Source organism: Candidatus Poribacteria bacterium, from assembly GCA_021295755.1.
GTDB lineage: Bacteria > Poribacteria > WGA-4E > WGA-4E > PCPOR2b > PCPOR2b.
Map to the genome: position 1 here is coordinate 16401 of JAGWBT010000060.1, position 18550 is coordinate 34950.

Consider the following 18550-nt stretch of genomic DNA (forward strand, 5'->3'; position numbering starts at 1 on the left):
CTGATGGTAAACTGCCAACTCGCAATTGACGCAACAACACAGGAGAATGGATGCATCCAATTCGTCCCTGGCAGCCATAAATGGGGGCTACAGGAACACGAACGGGGACAGGAGAAGTTTCGCCTATTTCTGCCGGGACACTACCATGAACGTGATGATGCTGTCCCAGTAGAGATGGCGCCAGGGGCTGGCGTTTTTTTTAACGCACTAATCATTCACGGTTCCGCTGCCAACACGTCAACCCAAGCTCGACGAATGAATACCTTCGCCTATAATGTTACAGGCAACGGCGTCACCCAGTGCCGCGAAGCGCTTCGGGGCAAACCGCTCTGAAATGTTAAGCAATAAGACTTGAGGCATTCGAGCCTTGAAAGGTTCAGGGCTTAGAGCCATGGTGTAGTGGCATCTGCCGCTTCTAACCACATGACACCAAGCACCGTCAACATCCTTATCAAACTCACGTAAATATACGAGGGCTGTGAAAATGCAATCCATTGCACGGACATGGATGGTTGGGTGTGTGCTCATCGTCATGAATTGTTATTGGCTCATACAGATGGAGAGCCTCCGGAGAGCTTTTGGCGCGACGTTTTTTTCTTTGTTCTTTAATGCGGTCTTTACGCTCTGGATGCTCTTTTTATTGAATCGACTGCTGCGCCGATTTACGCCGAAACTCGCCTTTGACAACAGGGAGCTATTGACCATTTATATCATGGTCAACATGGTGTCATCACTCTGCTCCTATACCGCCCAGCTGACAGTCATACCCCACGTCATCACCTATCCCTTTTGGGGAGCAACGCCAGAAAATGACTGGCGACAACTGTTCCACAAAGACCTTCCCCAATGGCTTATTGTTAACGAACCGTCCGTTCTGATAGGGTATTATCGCGGCGAAGCCAACTTATATACAGCACGCCATTTGGCAGCGTGGCTACCTCCACTGCTTTGGTGGTCATTTTTTACCCTTGTCCTCGTTTTTGTCATGCTGTGCATTAATATTATCATCCGCAGGCAGTGGATTGAACACGAGAAACTCGCTTATCCGATCGCTGAGATTCCGCTGACGTTGGTCCAGTCGGGTGGGTATAGCCGAATGATGTGGATTGGATTTGCTATTGCTGCGGGGATTAATATCGTAAATGGACTCCATTTTTTGTATCCGAGTTTCCCGGGATTAACATTTGTCCAATTTAGACATATCGGCTACATCTTTACAGAGGAACCGTGGAACGCGCTCTGGGCAACGCGAGTCTCATTTATCCCCTCGATTATTGGATTAAGTTTCTTCATGCCGCTTGATGTCCTGTTTTCGTGTTGGTTCTTCTATCTTTATTGGCAAGCGATGCGGGTTGTGGGTGCTTTCGCGGGTTGGCACACATATCCGGGCTATGGTCGGCATGTCTATATTGTGCAAGAATCGGTTGGGGCATATTGTGCTGTTTTAGCGATTGCGATTTGGCGAGCAGCGCGACACATGGTGCGCGTCCGACAGCAAACTGTTATCGGAAATGTAGAGAGAGAGATGGATGATGCCCCAATGTCATATGTAACGGCATGGTGTGGAATGATCTGCGGGATGATCATTCTTATGTTATTCTGTTATAAGGCTGGCATGACAATGGGCGTGGCAATAGGCTTTGTCCTTTTTTATTATTACATCTCAACATGTATCACTCGACTTCGCGCTGAATTTGGCTTCCCACTCCACGATGTCCACTTTGGGGGTCCGATTCAGATGATTACCTCTGGGTTCGGGACTGCGAATTTGTCGCAACGGACGCTTGTCGCCATGCCGTTCTTTTGGCATATTAGTCGTATCTACCTGAGCCACATCATGCCGCATCAATTGGAAGGGTTTAAAATTGCCTCAAGAAGTCGAATGAGTCCCAAACGAGCTTTCTGGTCAATGCTGTTAGCGTGCGCTTTTGGAATCGTAGTAATTTTCTGGCTCCTACTACACCTCAGTTATCACTACGGTCTTGAGAATACGCCATATCCACGCTGGGGAGCAGAGGTCTGGTTTTACCTACAAGACTGGTTACGCAATCCGACAGAAGTGGATTATATTCACATGGCTCTGATGGGGTTAGGGGCTGTGGTCGCGTCCTTTTTGGCGTTCATGAGGGCACGATTTGTTTGGTGGCCCCTCCATCCGATGGGCTATGCGCTGGGGGGAAGTTTTGGGATGAGCTTTTTGTGGACCTGTTTGCTGGTGGCTTGGATCTTGAAGTGGTTTATTCTACGATATGGGGGAATTATACGATATAGGCAATTTGCTCCGTTGTTCCTCGGATTGATACTAGGGGAATTTTCAGTGACTGGCATCTGGACAATTCTTGGTCTCTGTCTCAATTGGCCCGAACTATATAATTTTTGGCATCCCTGATAGGTGTGTAATTCCTCATTCCCAAAAAAATCTAATCAGAAGCAGGAAAGCACGGAGCAATCCATTTTTGCTGGTAATTTTTTCTCTACGATGGTTGAGGTTCCCTCCTCAACTCCAGCGATACACGGTATCCTTCCAAGCCCGGATCCGTGTCGATGAGTGCCTGAACGGCTTCAGCATTCCGGCGTTGGGCAGGAAAGTCATCAGCGTTGGCGATTCGCAATGCCAGTCGTGCCGCCGCCGCACTTCCTTTTCGCAGATTTTCCAACTCCACCTTGTCCAGCGTATCATACGCCGTGTGTCCGAAGCCTCTGCCCGAGGGCGGGGCGTCGGGATCACCCATGTGCCCCGTTGGAACGCCTTTTAGGACAAAGGGGAAGTGATCGGAATACGGATGCATATGCTGACCGACAGGGATGTCAGCTGCAAGCTCTTTTGCGGCATCTTGGAAGAACGGTACTAAGTTTGGCCAACGATGCAGCACCACACCTTTTCGACTCGAACCGCCCGCTGCATCAAGATTATACATGAAACGGACGCTATCTAGTTCACCCTCATGGGCATCCGCATAGCGAAATGCGCCGGTTAACCCAATCTCCTCGGTGCCGAAGCCGAGGAATCGAACCGTTCGCTTGAGTTGTTCACCGGCATACGAGGCGAGCACCCGTGCGGCTTCGATGACGAGTACCATACCCGACGCCGGATCCACGGCTCCCTGTGAGATGTCATGACCGTCGTAATGACAACCTAGAATTACCATCTCATCGGGTTTTTCCTTTCCCGGCAGATCGGCAACGACGTTCCACGAGGTTCGGGGCTCGTTGACGTCGGTTGTGTTCAGACGTAGTCTAACTGTGCCCTTCCGCTCCATCAACCGCGCCAGAAATTCACCATCCTCCTTGCATATTGAGATGCCCGGAATAGGGGCAGGTTGGTCATTTTGCAGACTCCCTGTTTCGGGCCCGACGCCGGGGCTCTCGCTGATAAAAATAAAGGCGTTGGCACCGCCCAAGACGGAGCGTTCATATTTTTCCTTGCGATGCACCCATCGTCCCAAGTCAGGGGGAGATGCGCTGCCCGCCATCACGATTCTGCCTTGCGTCTCATCACCCAAGTCCTCGTACTCGGCAGGACTGCCATAACCGGCAGAGATCAATTCTGCCGTGGTGTCGCCAGTAGGACAGTAGGGCAGTGAGATGCAGTGAAGTGACCTTTGGATCGGCTCGACGATTTCCAACGTTGCCGGTCCGCGTGACCATCCTGCGTAGGAATAGGACTCCAATCGAGCGTCTTTGAGGCCGTAACGGTCAAAAGTCTCGCAGATGAAATCTGCAGCCCTGCGCTCGTCTGGCGTCCCTGCGAACCGTGATCCGAAGTCATCGCATAACACGGTGAGGTTATCCATCACCTCCCGTGATGTATAGATGTCACCAACTATCTGCTGATCCATTTGCAAATATGGATTTTTTGTACTCATATCAACTCCTGATGATGGATTTGTGTCTTTTAGATGCTAGCCCAACTGATAGCTGCTGGTGCTCTGATAGTGTTAGGAAAACATCGTAGGATTCGCTTGCCATCATTAGCCTTCCCGCACGACTGCTAGCGGCGGCTCTCCTTCCCATACCCGCTGAAGATTCTGGAACACAAATTCACCCCTTCGCGTCCACGTATTGTAGGTTACACCCGCGACATGCGGCGTAAGCAGCACATTGTCCAACTTGAGAAGGGGATTGCCCGGGGACGGTGGTTCTTGCTCCAAGACATCAAGGGCAGCTCCGAGGATGCACCGTTCACTCAGTACTTCCGTCAAGGCAACTTCGTCCACAATGGGACCTCGACAAGTATTGACGAGTATGGCTGTGGGCTTCAGCAGAGAAAGTTCATGTTTGCCAATAATGCCACGGGTTTCGGGTGTAAGCGGCAGATGCACCGTCACAATATCTGACTCCCGAAGCAGGTCCTCCAATGACATGCGAGTTACGCCAAGTTCCGACTCTATGTTCTGAGCAGGTGGATACTGATCATAGTAGAGAAGGCGCGCTCCAAAGGCACGCAACAAATGAGCGACACGCTTTCCGATATTTCCAAGCCCTACAATTCCGACTGTCTTGCCGTTGATGGTGTATGTTGAAGATCCCGTATCAATATCACGCCATCGGTCCCCCCGAACATTTCGATCTAACTCTATCAGACGGCGATAAAAGCCTAGTATGAGGCCGATAGTATGCTCCGCGACATCAATGGAATTCGCGCCCCCATTGTTGGCGACAGGAATGCCAAGTTCTTGGCATAGGCTCACCTCCATGCTATCGTAGCCCGCGGCGACTAACTGAATTAGTTTGAGGCGAGGAGCGGAGCGGAGTACCCGTTCTGAGATTTGGCCGGGGAAAAGAATCAGAAAATCCGCATCCTGTACAAGGGGGATTTTCTCCTCATCTGGCAGATCGCTTGTGTGTACGCTGACCTCAAAACCCGGTGGGGCATATTGGGTAAGCAGGGGTGTTATTTCTGGAGATAGAAAAGTAAAGAATCTAACTTGGGGCATATTCAGTTAATGGACGACAATAACGCTTTGAGTGCGATAGGAAATCAAGAAAAGTAATGTATAGTTCAGGTGGCGCCATACAACGCGCAGCACGATCTACGTAACGCTGTCGCGAACATAGTTAGGCGTCAGTGAGAAGTAATCGCCAGATTGTCCATCGAGCAATCGGTCGTAGCCGATTCGTGCGATACTCACGCCGCGCGGCACGTTAAAAATCGGATCAGCGAGAGGCACATCTTCGCCAAATTGCGCCTGAACAACGGGTGCGTATCGCCGCAGGCCATCACCGACAAAAATCACATCGTCATCAATCTGACTCAATAGCGACTCAATCGGCACACAAAGGTCGTCAGACTTTCGCAGGAGATTTTGCCCTCCACGAAAGACTGCACCGTATACTTCATCTTTTCGTGCGTCGAGGATTGGGCAGATTAGTTTGTCTGTGTAGCGGAGATTGTATGCGATTGCTTCCAGCGTCGAGATACCGATGATCGGTTTCTTGAGGGCGTAGCAGAGCGATTTGATTGTGCCTACTCCAATTCGGATGCCCGTAAATGAACCCGGACCGATCCCAACAGCACATGCGTCGAGGTCGTGGACAGCTAAATCTCCCCACTTTAAGATTTGGTCTATAGCGGGCATCAATCTAGATGAATGGGCTTTCACAATGCTGAGTGTATGTTCAGCAACAAAACGTGCTCCATCAATCAGACCGACGCTGCCGATGGGCGTTGATGTATCAACACCAAGAATTTTTATGCTCGGAGAGCCATTAGGATCCATCATCAAACTCTATCAAAACGCGGAATTATACAGGCTGCTAAGTTCTTTCTGAGGATTGGAATTGCCCTTTCCACTCATCACTTGCCAACACAAGGACTTTGACTAAAAATAGCACAGCATCCGTCAATTTTCTTTTTACTGTTTTGGATCGTCCTCAAGTAGCCGCCAAAGCTGCACGGTCAAACTCGCTAATGGAAGGCCCACCACGTTGAAATAACATCCCTCGATTCCCTCAACGAAAGTCCCTGCTTGCCCTTGTATCCCGTAAGCACCCGCCTTATCCGACGACTCGCCACTGCGGACATACGCCAAGATCTCCGATTGACGCAACTTCCTAAAATAGACTGCTGTTTTTTCTGACCATACCACTTCGTTTTTCCGCTCGATATCAATTAACGCAACGCCTGTAATCACTTCATGCCGATTTCCGCTAAGTCGCGTTAAAATTTCAATGGCGTGTGCATCATTTTCCGGTTTGCCGATTGGTTGACCATCAATGACAACAACGGTATCCGCGCCGAGAACAATCCCTGCACCGAACTTGGCAGCAACCGCTTTCGCCTTTGCACGCGCAAGTTCTTGGACAGCAATTGCTGGAGATGTTGTGATTTGTGGCTCTTCTATTTCACTGGGGTATACTTCAAATTCAAGACCAATCTGCTTGAGCAAATCTGCGCGACGTGGCGATTTTGAGGCGAGAATGATATTGGGGAGGGTGTTGTCCAATTGGGGGCTTTCAATCATTTAAGTTGAAACCACCGAGTGTTGCGTTCAGTCCGTATCTGTAGCAATCCGGCATCTATCAGTTCTGTGAATCCCTTCTCAATTTCCCACTTGGATAAGCTGGTGCCCGGAACCATCCATCCTTCATTGGGGATTGGTAGGTATCTCTAAACACCTCTAGCGCCCCATATAGACGAAGGGCTGTTGACGAAAGCCCCACTAATGGGTTGATTGCGCCGTAGCAAGATATTATTGCTCGTGTCAGAGACATTTGTTCTCTCCTGGCGTTAAATTGGTGTTTAATCAGCTTTTGTCAGCCTTTAACACGATTGGCACTAACGAGTGCACAAGAAGTTCTCAATAGAACAAAACGCTTAACCGGAGAAAATCGTTTCAAAAACAGTTATATTGGGCTCTATCCCTCCTTTTTCTGTCACAAATGCACAAAATTCTATTTCGCAACGTCTAGTCATTTTCGACGCGAACCGTGCCATCACCGTCCACCGTTAGCTTGGTGGTACCAAGCGATGAACAAGGTCCGTACATAACGGCACGCTGCGCCTCTGTCATGCCCTCAACAAGTTCCTCTCCCCAATAGATTTCTGGAGGCGCGATTTCCTTTGCAACACCTGTACGCACGGAGGTCCGATCAGCATATTTGAAGAGCACCGATCGCCGGTGATGTTCACCACGCCAAGCGAGGGTGCCGTGGGCTTGAGCACCGTCCATGAAGAAAATCACGTCTCCCGCTTTCATCTCCGGTTGAAGAACCACACCCATATCGTCATCACAGGTTCGCACACCGTGAGGCATGGGAAATCTAGATTTGTGGCTGCCGGGTACACAGGCGAACCCACCTTCGCCTGCGTTGATATCAGACAGTTGCCAAGTCACAGTCACTCCACCACAGTGCATTTTGTTGTTCTGGTGATGATAAGCGACGTAGGGTCTATGTGGTTCTCCTTGTCCGTGCATGACCAGTCCTTCAGTGCCTGTCACGCTGTCGGTCACCCAAGGTCCGTGATCGAATCGGAATCCCGTCCCACACATCACATTGAGACGCATGATGATTTGCGGATGTACCAGCATCTTGCGGAAAGGTTCACAATATGGCTCCTCGAGTTCTAGTAGACCGTGCAGGACACGTTGTGCGGAGCCTCGCAAGGTTTGAGAATCTTGAGCCCCCTCGTTGGGTTGACCAACATAAATTTGGTCAGCATAGTAGTCGATAGCCTCATTAGCTGCTGCGATTTCATTGGCAGTTAGCACGTCCTTGAGGACAAGGTATCCAGTAAGATCCCAGAAGTAGCGTTCACGTTTGTCCATTCTGCATATCTCCATTTCGCAAGCTGTATCGGTACGACAGTTAATGTTGGCTCGGTGTTACTCCGCAACCCAAGTTTTCTTTCCATCGGATTTAAGAGTGGGCAGACCTCCCGTGTGAACACCTGGACCGTAAAGTACAGCATGTTGTTCAGGCGAGAGGGATTTCGTCCACTCGCCGAAGCGTGCTTCAGGTGTAAAGAATCGTCCCACCGCGCGGGCGACACCGCGGGAAGCGTATTTGAAAAGGATGGAACGCCGTTCCCCCTTACCCTTCCAGGGAAGTGTACCATGAGTGGCAGTCTCTGCAAAGAAGAGGACATCTCCTGCCTTCATGACCGGCTGAACGGTCAACCCCATGTCGTCTTCCACAGACCGAACGCCTTCGGGTATAGGTTCGCAGGCTTTGTGGCTGCCGGGAACAACCGCAAATCCGCCATCACCTTCATTGACATCGGTAAGTTGCCACGCGACAGTGACGCCTCGACAGTAGATAGTCCCGTTCTGCTGATGATACCAAACTGCAGGGGCGAAAGGTTCTCCTGCTCCATGCAATTGATGTCCTTCCGTCCCAGCTGTTGCCGCAATCATTAACGGTCCATGGTCAAGACGGAATCCCTTTCCACACATCCCATTTAGCCGAGAGACGACGACTGGATGAACTAGGAGTTCCCGAAACGGTTCTCGATAGGGTTTCTCCCAACCCAGCATCCCCGTCAGTTCCAATCGTCCTGTTTGTCCCTGAAGCGTTGATGATCCGCGAGCCAAACCACCGTCATCAATTGAACGGGCACGAATCTTGTCGGCGTAGTGATCAATAGCTGCATTACATTTGTCAACATCTTCTGGCGTCAACGCACCGCGAACGACAAGATAGCCTGTGAGATCAAAATAGTACTTTTCTTCGTCGGACATGACACATTTATTGCTGTCCATGGACTTTTCTCCTAAATCTCTGGATATAAGTGAAATACCAAATCATTGGGAACAGAAACCGCTGCCAAATAAACGCTGAGACGTTGCATTGGTTGGCAAACGGAAGTCGGAACACTTACAAATTCTCGATACGCTCAATGAGAAGTGTTGCAAGGGTTTCAATCTCCTCTTCACTCGAAACAACCATATCTGCAAACACCTTGCTCGGCTCAACCCAAGCGAAGTGCATTGGGCGAGTCGTCACGTAATACTGCTGAATGCACGAATCGACTGTGCGCCCACGTTCTTGGATGTCGCGGAGCATTCGACGGATGAAACGGATATCGGCAGGCGCATCAACGAACACTTTCAGATCAAGCAGTGACCGAATGGATTCAAGTGCAAGCAGCAGAATTCCTTCGACCAGCACAACTGCCTTAGGTTGAAGCGTAAGGGTTTCAGGGCGGCGCGTATGTGTCGTGAAGTCGTAGCGTGGGACCTCAACAGCGTGCCCACATCTAAGTTGGCGTATCTGTTCGGTTAATAATTGGACATCCAACGCGTCAGGGCGATCAAAATTTACCGCTGCCCGCTCTTCAAGGGGCAGATAACTGAGATCTTTGTAATAGGCGTCTAGGCTCAACACGGCAGATCTATGATTGCCCAGTCGTTCATGAATCACTGCGGCGAGCGTTGTTTTTCCAGATCCACTTCCCCCTGAAAATCCAATGAAGGTGGGTATCAACCCGATTGAGGTATCCATAGAGCCATCGTCAACACCTACAAGGTTGCATACGCTTCGTAAGCAATGGTGAGAAACAGCATGACCATCGAAACAAAGTTATACGCCTGTCTCTCGGTTTAACTCAAAGTCTGCAAGTGCATCCCTTTCGTTTTGGTAGATAAACTTCTCAAGATTTGCTGCCCCCAACTGCTCGAAAATGCGTGTTAGCGTGTCCGATAGTCCATAAACTTTGAGGTCACCACCACGCTGTCTTAATTCATTTGATTTGCTGACCAATATGCCCAACCCTGAACTATCAATTCGACGCGTTCTGCTGAGATTCACAATGACTTTCATCGTATTTTGACTGATAAGCTGTTCCAGTATTTGGCGCAACTCAACGGATGAAAGTGCGATGAGGTCAGTGTCAATATCAATGATTTGAACCGTCGCCTTTTGACGCTGAATTTGACGCCACGTATCAACTGCGATTTGTACCTCTGCACTTGACAAAGGATCAGCCAACCCCATCACTTTGTAAGAGGCGATGTCATCAGGCGCTTCAGCTGATAAATCCAAGTCGTGCTCTGGTGGAAGGTATTCGCGAATCGTGATTGATCTTGTTGCCATGAGAGATTCCTTTCTCGTATTAAAAAAACTGTCTCGTTCCAACCCATCAATGGGCGAAGACCGAGCACTTCTATTTTACCTTGGTTTGCTCAGATAGGTCAAAAATCCCGTTGTCCTCCTAATTAAACCGTGTTACAATGTTGGCACTATAGCAGTTAGGAGTCTATGTGTTCAGTCCTGATTCAAATTGTAAAGGAGGGCTTTCGTCAGCTACCCCGCCCTCAAGGACGGGCCTTGTAGCCTGTCCAACGGGACTTACGCTTGGGCAAGAGAACTTACCCGCGACGCTATCTTGGTGCTATGAAAGTCCTAGAAGATAGCGCGGTTTCTCGGTTCTGGCTCGTAACTTTACACGCCCGCCACCGAACAGTCGCAGCAACCGTTTAGAAGGATTCACCATGTAGCGGTGCTATCACAGGTTCACCTTCCGGGCGACACCTCAGACAAACCGCCTTCACATCGAAGTGAGAGGGCAGCGTTAAACGAGCGTTTAACTGAAGTCGTCGAGTTACAAGCAATATTCTATCACAAATATACCAAAAACAAAAAACTAAAAAAGGAGGCGGGATTTCCTCCCCCACACTAAAGCGTGGGGTCTCCATCCCGAAGATTTGATGAGCGCCCGAGATTTGCCCAATATTCTTTTTATCATGTCCGACGAACATGCCCCGATGTACAGTGGAACGTATGGGCATCCCTTGGTTAAGACCCCGCATATGGACCGTCTCGCTGCCGACGGTGTCACATTTACCAACGCCTACTGTAACTCTCCCCTCTGCATGCCTTCACGGATGTCCTTCATGACAGGTCGCTATATTCACCACATCGGTGCTTGGGACAATGCAACGCCCCTTCCTTCTGACACCGTTACTTGGGCACATCTGTTGCGTGGAGTCGGTTACGATGCCGTTCTCTCCGGGAAACAGCACTTTGAGGGGCTAGACCAACTTCACGGGTTCCGTGCCCAACTTGCTCGTGATCTTCACGCTGAGAACGATCATGGTGTCATTGATTGGGAAAACGGCACACCCGCTGCAGCCCGCCCCTGGTCCTGTCTTGAGGAGGCAGGTCCCGGCACTACTACGGAAATCGAAGTAGATGATTTGGCAGAGGAGCAGGCGTTGGCTTACCTGCGCGATCCGGCGCGCAAAGATCAGCCTTGGGCACTCAATGTCTCTTTCATCGCGCCCCACTTCCCGCTCGTTGTGCCACAACAATTCTGGGATATGTATCCTCTGGATGAAATTGACCTCCCTGAGATTCCGGAAGGACATTTGGAAAACCAGCACCCAGTCTTCAAGCGGATGCGGAGCATGTTCGGTTGCGTCGACTTCCCCGAAGAACTGGTGCGACGGGGACGTGCAGGCTACTACGGTCTCATTACGTATCTCGACGAAAAGATTGGTCGCCTCATCGCAACCCTCGAAGAAACCGGACAGTTGGATAATACCGTGATTGTATATACAAGTGATCACGGCGAAATGAATGGAGAGCATGGCATGTGGCGAAAATCTAACTTCTATGAAGCCTCCGCGCGTGTCCCGCTTCAAATTGTTTGGCCCGGACATCTTCCCGCCGGCAGTCGGGTCGCTGAGGTTGTATCGCTGGTAGACCTTATCGCCACCGCCGTTGAGATCGCGGGTGCGACGCCTATCACCCCTCTGGATGGTAATAGCCTGCTGCCGCTAATGCGGGGAGAGAGGGAAGGCTGGAAGGATGAAGCCTTTTCCGAATACTTGGCACACGGTGTGGCACGCCCGGTCGCGATGCTCCGGCGGGGTAGATACAAACTCATCTACAGTTTAGGCGATGCGCCGCAACTCTACGATGTTCAGACCGATCCAAATGAATTTCATGATCTTGCTGGAGATACCGCATATCAGTCAATCGTCGAGGCCTTTCAAGCGCAACTACTATCTCACTGGGATCCGGTTGATTTAGAACAACGCGTACGACGCAGCCAGAAAGAGCGGCAGCTCATTAATGCAGCTACCGAAGGGGAATGGCGTAGATTTTAGCGGGTCTAGAGGGAGGCGGGATCCTCAAGCCCCAGAAGCCCCAGCGTATCACGATGTAAGATTTGATCGGGTAGATCTCCCGGCAACGGAGGCAGCCGCATCTCTTGGGAGAGTTTAACAATATCGTGCAGCCCCTTGACGGATTCATCGAAAGTGGTTATAGGATAATCGGTGCCAAAAAATAGTTTGTCAGCAACATCGTATTCGACCGCCAACCGCAACGAATTGTAGTATTGCCAAGGACGGTAGAACAGGGCAGAGATATCGGCGAAGACATTGGGTTGCTTACGGATCAGGACAATGGCTTCGGCTTCCCAAGGATGTCCCATGTGGGCAATGATCATCTTCAAATCGGGGAAGCGCAGTGCGATATCTTCGAGCAGAACCGGATTGGCGTACTTCAGCGGTGCCTTCCGAGGATAGGTTGTGCCTTGATGGAGCATGATTGGCAGTCTGAGTTCTTCCGCTCGCGCGAAGATTTTCAGGGCGCGTGGATCTAACGGATCCCAGCCACCATAGATCGGACTCATCTTCAGTCCACGAAGCCCCAACTCCTGGACGGCACGGTCTACCTCTGCAAGCGCGTTGTCTTCAGTCGGGCAGATTGCAGCAAAGCCGATCAGTTTCTTCGGATCCGTGCGAATGTATTCGGCAACAGTATCGTTGACCGTAAGGAACCCGGTGAGTGGCGCACGCAACCCAAACACAATCGCACGGTCTACTTTCGCCACAGCTGCGGCGTGCATCTCCGGTGTGATGTCTAAGTCGACCTCTTGCCGACGCATGATGAAGGTTTCACGAGCGACCTCCTCGGTAAGTTCCCCTGGATATCGCCAGAGATGGGTATGGCAGTCAATAATCATAGGTATTCTAACCTTTTTCTGGTTCATTGGTTCGTCAACACATAAGAATCAGTTCGTTTTTCTCGTAGCTTGAGAATACTCGACAGCAAACGCAATCATCGCTTCTGCGACTTTGATTCCTGTAACCGTTTCGATTTCTTCAAACCCCGGTGATGGGTTGACCTCCAACACCATTGGACCTGCTAGCGTCTCCAACAGATCTACCCCCGCAATATTCAACTCCATCGCTTCCGTAGCCCGGATTGCGGTGTCAATATATTCGCTTTGAAGCTCAATAGGATGTCCTTGTCCGCCGCGGTGGATGTTCGATCGAAACTCACCTTCCTGTGCTGTCCTTTTCATGGCAGCAACAACCTTTCCACCAACGACAATCACTCGCACATCATTCCCCGCCGACTCTCCGATAAAAGGCTGGACGACATAGTCTTGGTGGAGATCGCACATTGCACCAATCGCTGACCGCAGCGACACCGGTGTATCGAGCAGTAAGATTGCGTTGCCGTGAGTCCCTGAAAAGGGTTTCATTATGAAGGGGTATTCGCCGGTTTGATGCACAGATCTATCCACGTAACGGGCTGAACCTGCAGCAAAACTAGGCGGGACAGGTAGACCGTGCTGGGCCAGGATGCGGAGGGCACGGAATTTATTTCGGGCGTTTGCAATCGCGTAAGATCGATTGACTACTGGCGTCTCATTCCATTCAAAATGCGCCACTACCTCCTCACCGTATTGCGCTGTTGACGCACTTAGTCGTGGGAGCACAACATCGAAATCCGTGGCGTGGGTTTCTTCGTAGTAAATACGTTCCCCTGAACCGCCGATATGCAGATAAAATCCAAATGGGTTAAGAACTTTTGGTGTGTGCCCGGCTGCGAGGGAGGCTTCAACCAATCGTCGGGTGGCGTGGTTTTGTGTACCGAGGGAGATGATGCCAATTTTCATTCTGGTATAGATTGAAATCCTGATTCCGTTGCGTCGAGATTTCGACCGGAACCTATGGAATCGCGAACTCTGAGTTCTGTAATATCCCAACGGACAAAGGGAACCGAAGACTATCCGCTAAATCCTCACTTGCTGATCCTCCAAAAAAACTTCGAGTTCCTCAATGGTGTCGAAGATCCGTTCGCACAAATGCTCGAAAAAGGGGCTACGTGCATGGGAGTATACGGCATAAACTGGTTTGTTATAGCGCGAGGCAAAGTTCATCTCACTCAAGACACCGGGGGAGAGTTTATCCGTTGGATAGATAACAACAACAAAATCACTCTGGTGAATGAACTGATAATCTCTGGAGATGGTGCGTGTCTTAATCTGCACACTGAAATCCTGATCTATATCGCTGACAGTTGTGATCCGACTGTCAGCTGCCTCCTCCTGAGCGGATTCCGCAGGATGAATCAGGTCCATATCCTTAATGTCGAGCGGATCAAATATGATAAAGTCCTTCCGCATCTTTGAACCAAACCTGCGGATGTTTTCAATCTGATCCGGTGCCTCTTGGCGGATAAGTGTGATCGGATAACTCAAGTAAAACTTCTTCTTTTTTGAAAAGAGCAGATCGTAGAAGTTTTCTAGATTATGCCATCGGGCAACGGTATAGTGATTTTTTCCTTTGAGATTAGCAAATTGTTTAGTCAGAAATTCTTCTTCGTCGAGCCAGACATTAATTCCATCGCGTCTCATGCCTGCCCATTGCGGATTGTCCTCCATCCGTTGAGTGATGTCGGCAAGATTGTCTACGACATTGATGAATACATCAGCCGGAAAACCCTCCATATCTCGGAACGAGACGCCTTCAACCAGTTTTCCATTCCAGCGGAAGCAAGCGTGCAGACCGACAAAGGTGTGGTCATAGCCGTGCGCAGCGTTGGCAATCTCATAGAAAGCCGATCGGCGTGCCAACGACAGGACAGCGGGATCAGAGTCGAGCACCTTGTCTGTGAATTGAATTCCGGAGGCTGCAGCTGCACTGTGCATAAAATCGCCGACGTTGAAAAAGCCAACCCGCAGCCCTTTATCGCAGCAGAGTGCTTCAAACTCTCCCATCAATTCTTTTCGTCCTGAACAACTGATTCCTGTGCAGATGATGTTCATAGAAATGCTCCGGTTTGGGCAAGCACATCTAAGTTTGTCTAGCTAGCAAACCTGATGGACGCTCAGAATCGCAGGAGGAGAGAAACTCGGTGAGCATTGCCAACAGCTTGGTCTGGAACGAAGGCATAGTCAAATTGGAAGTTGACGTTTTGCATAGACGCTTCCCCTAGTCGGCGCAGCCCGAACCCAGCGGTCAACCCATTTTTAGGGTTCTCTCCTTGGCTGAAACTATATCCAACGCGAAGGGCAAGCATATTATAGAACCAATTCTCCGCACCCAAATGGAAAGTTGGATACCCAGCAACGATTGGGTAGTTGACATCGGCGGCCAATGCAAAAATGTCTTGCGGCTGCCTCCCACTGTCAGGGTTAGGCTGAGTGCGAACGTGGTAAGCGAGTCCACCTCGCACATTCATCGGCAGATTTTCTCCCGTATCCAGAACACCTAGGTTTTGTGCTGCGATTCCTACGCCAAGCCGATTGTCCGCGATTCGCAAAAGCATTCCGACATCGGCAGCAGCACCAATTGAGTCTTCAACGTCAAGTTGCTGAGAAATTGTTTTCGCTGTTGCTCCAACCGACAACTGTGGGGATAAAAGATATGCGAGGGACAATCCCGCAGCAAAACCGCCGACCGTGGCAGTGCTGTCAGGTTCCTCGGTTGCTCTACGACGGCGTTCGATCTCTGTAAACGCACCGAGGAAACTCGCCCCCCAAGTGCCTCTGTCGCTGAATTTTTGCGCATAACCGAGGAATTGGTTACTAATATCTGCGATCGAGAAATTCTGCATTGCAGTAAATTGGCGTTGTCCCACCGCAGTCAATCCAGCGGGATTCCAGTATATCGTATTGACATCGTTAGCCAAGCCTGCGAACGCGCCTCCCATCCCAGCAGGGCGGCTACCAGCCTCAATTTTCAGGAATGCAGCACCCACCGTGCCAGCGTCCTCGTGAATATCTGCAGCAAAGGCGGGGAAAACAATGATTGCAAAAAATACAATGCAGAATAACTTCAAATCCTGTTTCAGGGGCATCTGTTTCTCCAATTTTTTAATTTGTTCATTGGCTCATAAACGAACACATGATTTTTGATCTATTTTCGAAAAGGGTGCTCACGCCTACTCCACCACAACAATCTTCCCGACCGCATTGGTGTAGTTACTCGTCACCACATCCTCAGCTTCCAAGCGGAAAATATAGATTCCACGGGCAACATCAGTGCCGGACTGATTGGTGAGATCCCACCTTACTTCATTGTCGCTCCTACCAATGCCCAGATCGCTATATTCCTTTTCGTACACCAAGTCGCCTGCAAAGTCGTAAATACTTAGGACAATCCGCGCGCCTTCCCCACCGGGAACGTTGACTTCAAAGGAGAAGTGTGCAACTTCACCGTTGGAACGTCTTGAGAGACTCAGCGGGTTGGGCCAGACATATGTTGGCCCTTTGAAGATAAGTGACACTGAGAAATTGACAGTCACGGCATCATAAATACCAGCATTACCGGCGCGATCAGTGACGCGAACATCTAGATTGTACTCACCAGACTGAGAAGGTAGAAAATCAATTGACCAACGACTCCACGGATCTTCCTCTTCCTCACTGTCATCTTTTGCAGCCACTGGGTCGATTGGTAGCCCATCGGGACCAGTACCGACCACCTCAACCAGTGCGACTTCAGATGCAGGAATATCGTTCTCTGACGGATCACGCGCAGTACCTTGAAATGGCAACGGCTCATCCTCAAAGGTTGTTTCTCCAACTAAATCAGTAAGTTCAACGATCGGCTTTGTTGTTTCAAAAAGGAACTGTGTCGTGACCGAATCGGTTGGCTGGAAGCCCAGATTTGCAGCGTCCAGACCGACACTGGTGATGGTCACCTGATAATGCCCTTGTTCATTGAGTGGTCCAGATTTGAAGCGGATGCTGTCGGTGCCGTTCTGTGTCGTGATTCCAGTGATAACCTCTCCAGAAGGAGAACGGACGGTAATTGATGAATTGACCAGATCGGGACCAAGACCGTAACTACCATCCGGATTGACATCGGAGAACTTTGCATCAATGACGATACTACCACTCTTGCTGGTCGCTGACGGGTAATACGGATCATTTGCATCAGTAAGTAACGGCTGTCCCTCAATGAACAACGAGCTAGTATCAATCATCGGCGGACGTGTGTCGTAGAAGAAGGAGTAGCTAACGGTCTCAGTGACGTTGCCCGCCCGGTCCTTCGGGGCAATTGTTAACAGATATACACCGTCTTGACTTCCGTCGCTAGCGAGTGGCATAATCAAGTTTAACAAAAGTGCCTGTTCCTCATCGGTAGCAAGTGTTCCCTCAATTTTGCGACTCCGCCTGACATCATTAAGGGTAATCCATGATTGGTCGAGGTTATCCCAATCCACCGTGGAACTTGGTTCATCGTCGGTGATAAGCGCCCCGACCGAAACCAGCGAATTATTGACTCCCGGTTCTGCAACGATCAGTTGAATTGAGGCAGGAATCACCTCAGGGGCAACAGTATCATAGGCAAAGGTAAATTGCTGTGGTTCTCCCTGCCGCCCTGCACTATTGATGGGCACTACCACAATGGTATAAGTACCATCGTCAGAGCCATCGGTAGCAAAGTCCCGCAAGAGTCGATAAATTAACAATTTTCCCCGGCGTACTTGCTGTCCTGGGACTGCTGTACCATCGGGGGCAAGCAGTGCAATCGTAGAACGATCCACTCCTCCGTTCTCTGATTGAAGCTCAACCGAAACCTGACGGAACGGTTTGTTTGTGAACGCTTCTTCTGCAGGCGTGGTTTTGGGAACCGTTGAAACGACAACCGGCATGCCGGATGAAAAGGTGAAGAACACCTTAAACGGAGTGTTTGATCCGTTGCCAGCACGATCGATTGCCTCCACACGGATTGTATAATTGCCATCCGCTACAAGACCGCTAGTTTGCAATGTTAGCTTTCGATTCCCATCGTTGAATCTAATAACGTCAACATTGACTCAGCGAAATCAATGCCGCTACCGCCGGTGTCGTTCAAACGCGCTGTAATTGACGTTATATCATCACTACGAAGACTGCCATCGGTCGGGTTTGTGCTGACAAGTGTTGGGGCTTGCGTATCATAAACGAGTTGATGCGAAATCAGGTTAAGGTTAGCGGCCTTGTCCATCAAATCTAGAGTGACGGTGTATATCCCATCGTCGCTCCCATCGGCTGTAAGCGGCTGCGAAAGCGTCAGAAAGATTTGAGATTCCCCATCGTCGGATTGAACTGCTGGTATGACATTACCCCCGGCATCATGCAGTTGAAGGCGTTGGTCTTCAACCTCCAAACCGGCCGGTCCTACATCCTCAACCTGAGCAGCGATTTGGATAAGTTGCCGACCGATGTAGGACAATGGCTGCGTCAGGTCGATTGGTGTTACTGAAGTCACTTCAGGCTCTTGTGTATCAAACGTAAATTGATACCGAGCAGGTATTCCCAATCTGCCACCACTATTGACAGGGGTAATGGTCACAGTATAAATGCCATCCGCTG

18 protein-coding genes are annotated in these 18550 nt (G+C 50.1%); 3 read left to right on the forward strand and 15 right to left on the reverse strand.

Going from position 1 to position 18550, the window contains the following annotated elements:
• Nucleotides 1–333 (forward strand): phytanoyl-CoA dioxygenase family protein (locus tag J4G02_10395; GenBank protein ID MCE2394983.1); only part of this gene is annotated, 333 nt, incomplete at its 5' end.
• Nucleotides 334–484: 151 nt separating this feature from the next.
• Nucleotides 485–2389: a hypothetical protein gene (locus J4G02_10400; GenBank protein MCE2394984.1), complete on the forward strand. Its 1905-nt coding sequence runs from the start codon at nucleotides 485–487 to the stop codon at nucleotides 2387–2389.
• An 85-nt stretch (nucleotides 2390–2474) separates the two neighbouring features.
• Here J4G02_10400 and J4G02_10405 read toward each other — a convergent pair whose 3' ends face one another.
• From J4G02_10405 to J4G02_10445, 9 genes are all read right to left on the reverse strand, one after another.
• Nucleotides 2475–3866, reverse strand: a complete 1392-nt coding sequence (locus tag J4G02_10405) for a M28 family peptidase (GenBank protein MCE2394985.1) — start codon at nucleotides 3864–3866, stop codon at nucleotides 2475–2477.
• Between the two features lie 105 nt (nucleotides 3867–3971).
• Complete coding sequence (locus J4G02_10410) at nucleotides 3972–4937, reverse strand: 2-hydroxyacid dehydrogenase (protein ID MCE2394986.1); 966 nt, start codon at nucleotides 4935–4937, stop codon at nucleotides 3972–3974.
• 96 nt (nucleotides 4938–5033) lie between these two features.
• Entirely contained in the window at nucleotides 5034–5723 is a 690-nt protein-coding gene (tsaB, locus tag J4G02_10415; protein ID MCE2394987.1) for a tRNA (adenosine(37)-N6)-threonylcarbamoyltransferase complex dimerization subunit type 1 TsaB, read from the reverse strand.
• A 132-nt stretch (nucleotides 5724–5855) separates the two neighbouring features.
• Entirely contained in the window at nucleotides 5856–6464 is a 609-nt protein-coding gene (maf, locus tag J4G02_10420) for a septum formation inhibitor Maf (GenBank protein ID MCE2394988.1), read from the reverse strand.
• Nucleotides 6465–6522: 58 nt separating this feature from the next.
• The gene (locus tag J4G02_10425; GenBank protein MCE2394989.1) at nucleotides 6523–6714 is read right to left on the reverse strand and encodes a hypothetical protein; all 192 of its coding nucleotides are present in this window, start codon (nucleotides 6712–6714) and stop codon (nucleotides 6523–6525) included.
• A 194-nt stretch (nucleotides 6715–6908) separates the two neighbouring features.
• Nucleotides 6909–7769 (reverse strand): phytanoyl-CoA dioxygenase family protein, encoded by an 861-nt coding sequence (locus tag J4G02_10430; GenBank protein MCE2394990.1) that lies wholly within the window; start codon nucleotides 7767–7769, stop codon nucleotides 6909–6911.
• 57 nt (nucleotides 7770–7826) lie between these two features.
• Nucleotides 7827–8702, reverse strand: a complete 876-nt coding sequence (locus J4G02_10435; protein ID MCE2394991.1) for a phytanoyl-CoA dioxygenase family protein — start codon at nucleotides 8700–8702, stop codon at nucleotides 7827–7829.
• Nucleotides 8703–8817: 115 nt separating this feature from the next.
• Nucleotides 8818–9444: a uridine kinase gene (gene udk / locus J4G02_10440; GenBank protein MCE2394992.1), complete on the reverse strand. Its 627-nt coding sequence runs from the start codon at nucleotides 9442–9444 to the stop codon at nucleotides 8818–8820.
• Between the two features lie 78 nt (nucleotides 9445–9522).
• Nucleotides 9523–10035, reverse strand: coding sequence for an STAS domain-containing protein (locus tag J4G02_10445; protein ID MCE2394993.1), 513 nt, complete (start codon nucleotides 10033–10035; stop codon nucleotides 9523–9525).
• A gap of 614 nt (nucleotides 10036–10649) precedes the next feature.
• Between J4G02_10445 and J4G02_10450 the strand changes: the two genes are divergently transcribed.
• Nucleotides 10650–12053, forward strand: coding sequence for a sulfatase-like hydrolase/transferase (locus J4G02_10450; protein MCE2394994.1), 1404 nt, complete (start codon nucleotides 10650–10652; stop codon nucleotides 12051–12053).
• Between the two features lie 5 nt (nucleotides 12054–12058).
• On the opposite strand, the gene J4G02_10455 is transcribed toward J4G02_10450, so the two are convergent.
• From J4G02_10455 to J4G02_10480, 6 genes are all read right to left on the reverse strand, one after another.
• The gene (locus tag J4G02_10455; GenBank protein MCE2394995.1) at nucleotides 12059–12916 is read right to left on the reverse strand and encodes an amidohydrolase; all 858 of its coding nucleotides are present in this window, start codon (nucleotides 12914–12916) and stop codon (nucleotides 12059–12061) included.
• Between the two features lie 48 nt (nucleotides 12917–12964).
• Nucleotides 12965–13858 carry a RimK family alpha-L-glutamate ligase gene (locus J4G02_10460; protein ID MCE2394996.1) on the reverse strand — a complete coding sequence of 298 codons (894 nt, stop codon included), beginning with the start codon at nucleotides 13856–13858 and terminating at the stop codon, nucleotides 12965–12967.
• Nucleotides 13859–13975: 117 nt separating this feature from the next.
• Nucleotides 13976–15010, reverse strand: coding sequence for a hypothetical protein (locus tag J4G02_10465; GenBank protein ID MCE2394997.1), 1035 nt, complete (start codon nucleotides 15008–15010; stop codon nucleotides 13976–13978).
• Nucleotides 15011–15072: 62 nt separating this feature from the next.
• On the reverse strand, nucleotides 15073–16044 hold the full coding sequence (locus J4G02_10470) for a PorV/PorQ family protein (GenBank protein MCE2394998.1): 972 nt from the start codon (nucleotides 16042–16044) through the stop codon (nucleotides 15073–15075).
• An 84-nt stretch (nucleotides 16045–16128) separates the two neighbouring features.
• Nucleotides 16129–17964, reverse strand: coding sequence for an Ig-like domain repeat protein (locus J4G02_10475; protein MCE2394999.1), 1836 nt, complete (start codon nucleotides 17962–17964; stop codon nucleotides 16129–16131).
• Nucleotides 17965–17966: 2 nt separating this feature from the next.
• Nucleotides 17967–18550, reverse strand: a 584-nt coding sequence (locus J4G02_10480) for a hypothetical protein (GenBank protein MCE2395000.1), incomplete at its 5' end; no start/stop codon positions are given.

Bases quoted from the DNA above. Each gene is read 5' to 3' on its own strand.
- J4G02_10460 (MCE2394996.1), bottom strand. From the start codon at position 13,858: ATGAAAATTGGCATCATCTCCCTCGGTACACAAAACCACGCCACCCGA.
- J4G02_10410 (MCE2394986.1), bottom strand. From the start codon at position 4,937: ATGCCCCAAGTTAGATTCTTTACTTTTCTATCTCCAGAAATAACACCC.
- J4G02_10435 (MCE2394991.1), bottom strand. From the start codon at position 8,702: ATGGACAGCAATAAATGTGTCATGTCCGACGAAGAAAAGTACTATTTT.
- J4G02_10430 (MCE2394990.1), bottom strand. From the start codon at position 7,769: ATGGACAAACGTGAACGCTACTTCTGGGATCTTACTGGATACCTTGTC.
- J4G02_10465 (MCE2394997.1), bottom strand. From the start codon at position 15,010: ATGAACATCATCTGCACAGGAATCAGTTGTTCAGGACGAAAAGAATTG.
- J4G02_10455 (MCE2394995.1), bottom strand. From the start codon at position 12,916: ATGATTATTGACTGCCATACCCATCTCTGGCGATATCCAGGGGAACTT.
- J4G02_10425 (MCE2394989.1), bottom strand. From the start codon at position 6,714: ATGTCTCTGACACGAGCAATAATATCTTGCTACGGCGCAATCAACCCA.
- maf (MCE2394988.1), bottom strand. From the start codon at position 6,464: ATGATTGAAAGCCCCCAATTGGACAACACCCTCCCCAATATCATTCTC.
- J4G02_10470 (MCE2394998.1), bottom strand. From the start codon at position 16,044: ATGCCCCTGAAACAGGATTTGAAGTTATTCTGCATTGTATTTTTTGCA.
- J4G02_10400 (MCE2394984.1), top strand. From the start codon at position 485: ATGCAATCCATTGCACGGACATGGATGGTTGGGTGTGTGCTCATCGTC.
- J4G02_10445 (MCE2394993.1), bottom strand. From the start codon at position 10,035: ATGGCAACAAGATCAATCACGATTCGCGAATACCTTCCACCAGAGCAC.
- udk (MCE2394992.1), bottom strand. From the start codon at position 9,444: ATGGATACCTCAATCGGGTTGATACCCACCTTCATTGGATTTTCAGGG.
- tsaB (MCE2394987.1), bottom strand. From the start codon at position 5,723: ATGATGGATCCTAATGGCTCTCCGAGCATAAAAATTCTTGGTGTTGAT.
- J4G02_10405 (MCE2394985.1), bottom strand. From the start codon at position 3,866: ATGAGTACAAAAAATCCATATTTGCAAATGGATCAGCAGATAGTTGGT.
- J4G02_10450 (MCE2394994.1), top strand. From the start codon at position 10,650: ATGAGCGCCCGAGATTTGCCCAATATTCTTTTTATCATGTCCGACGAA.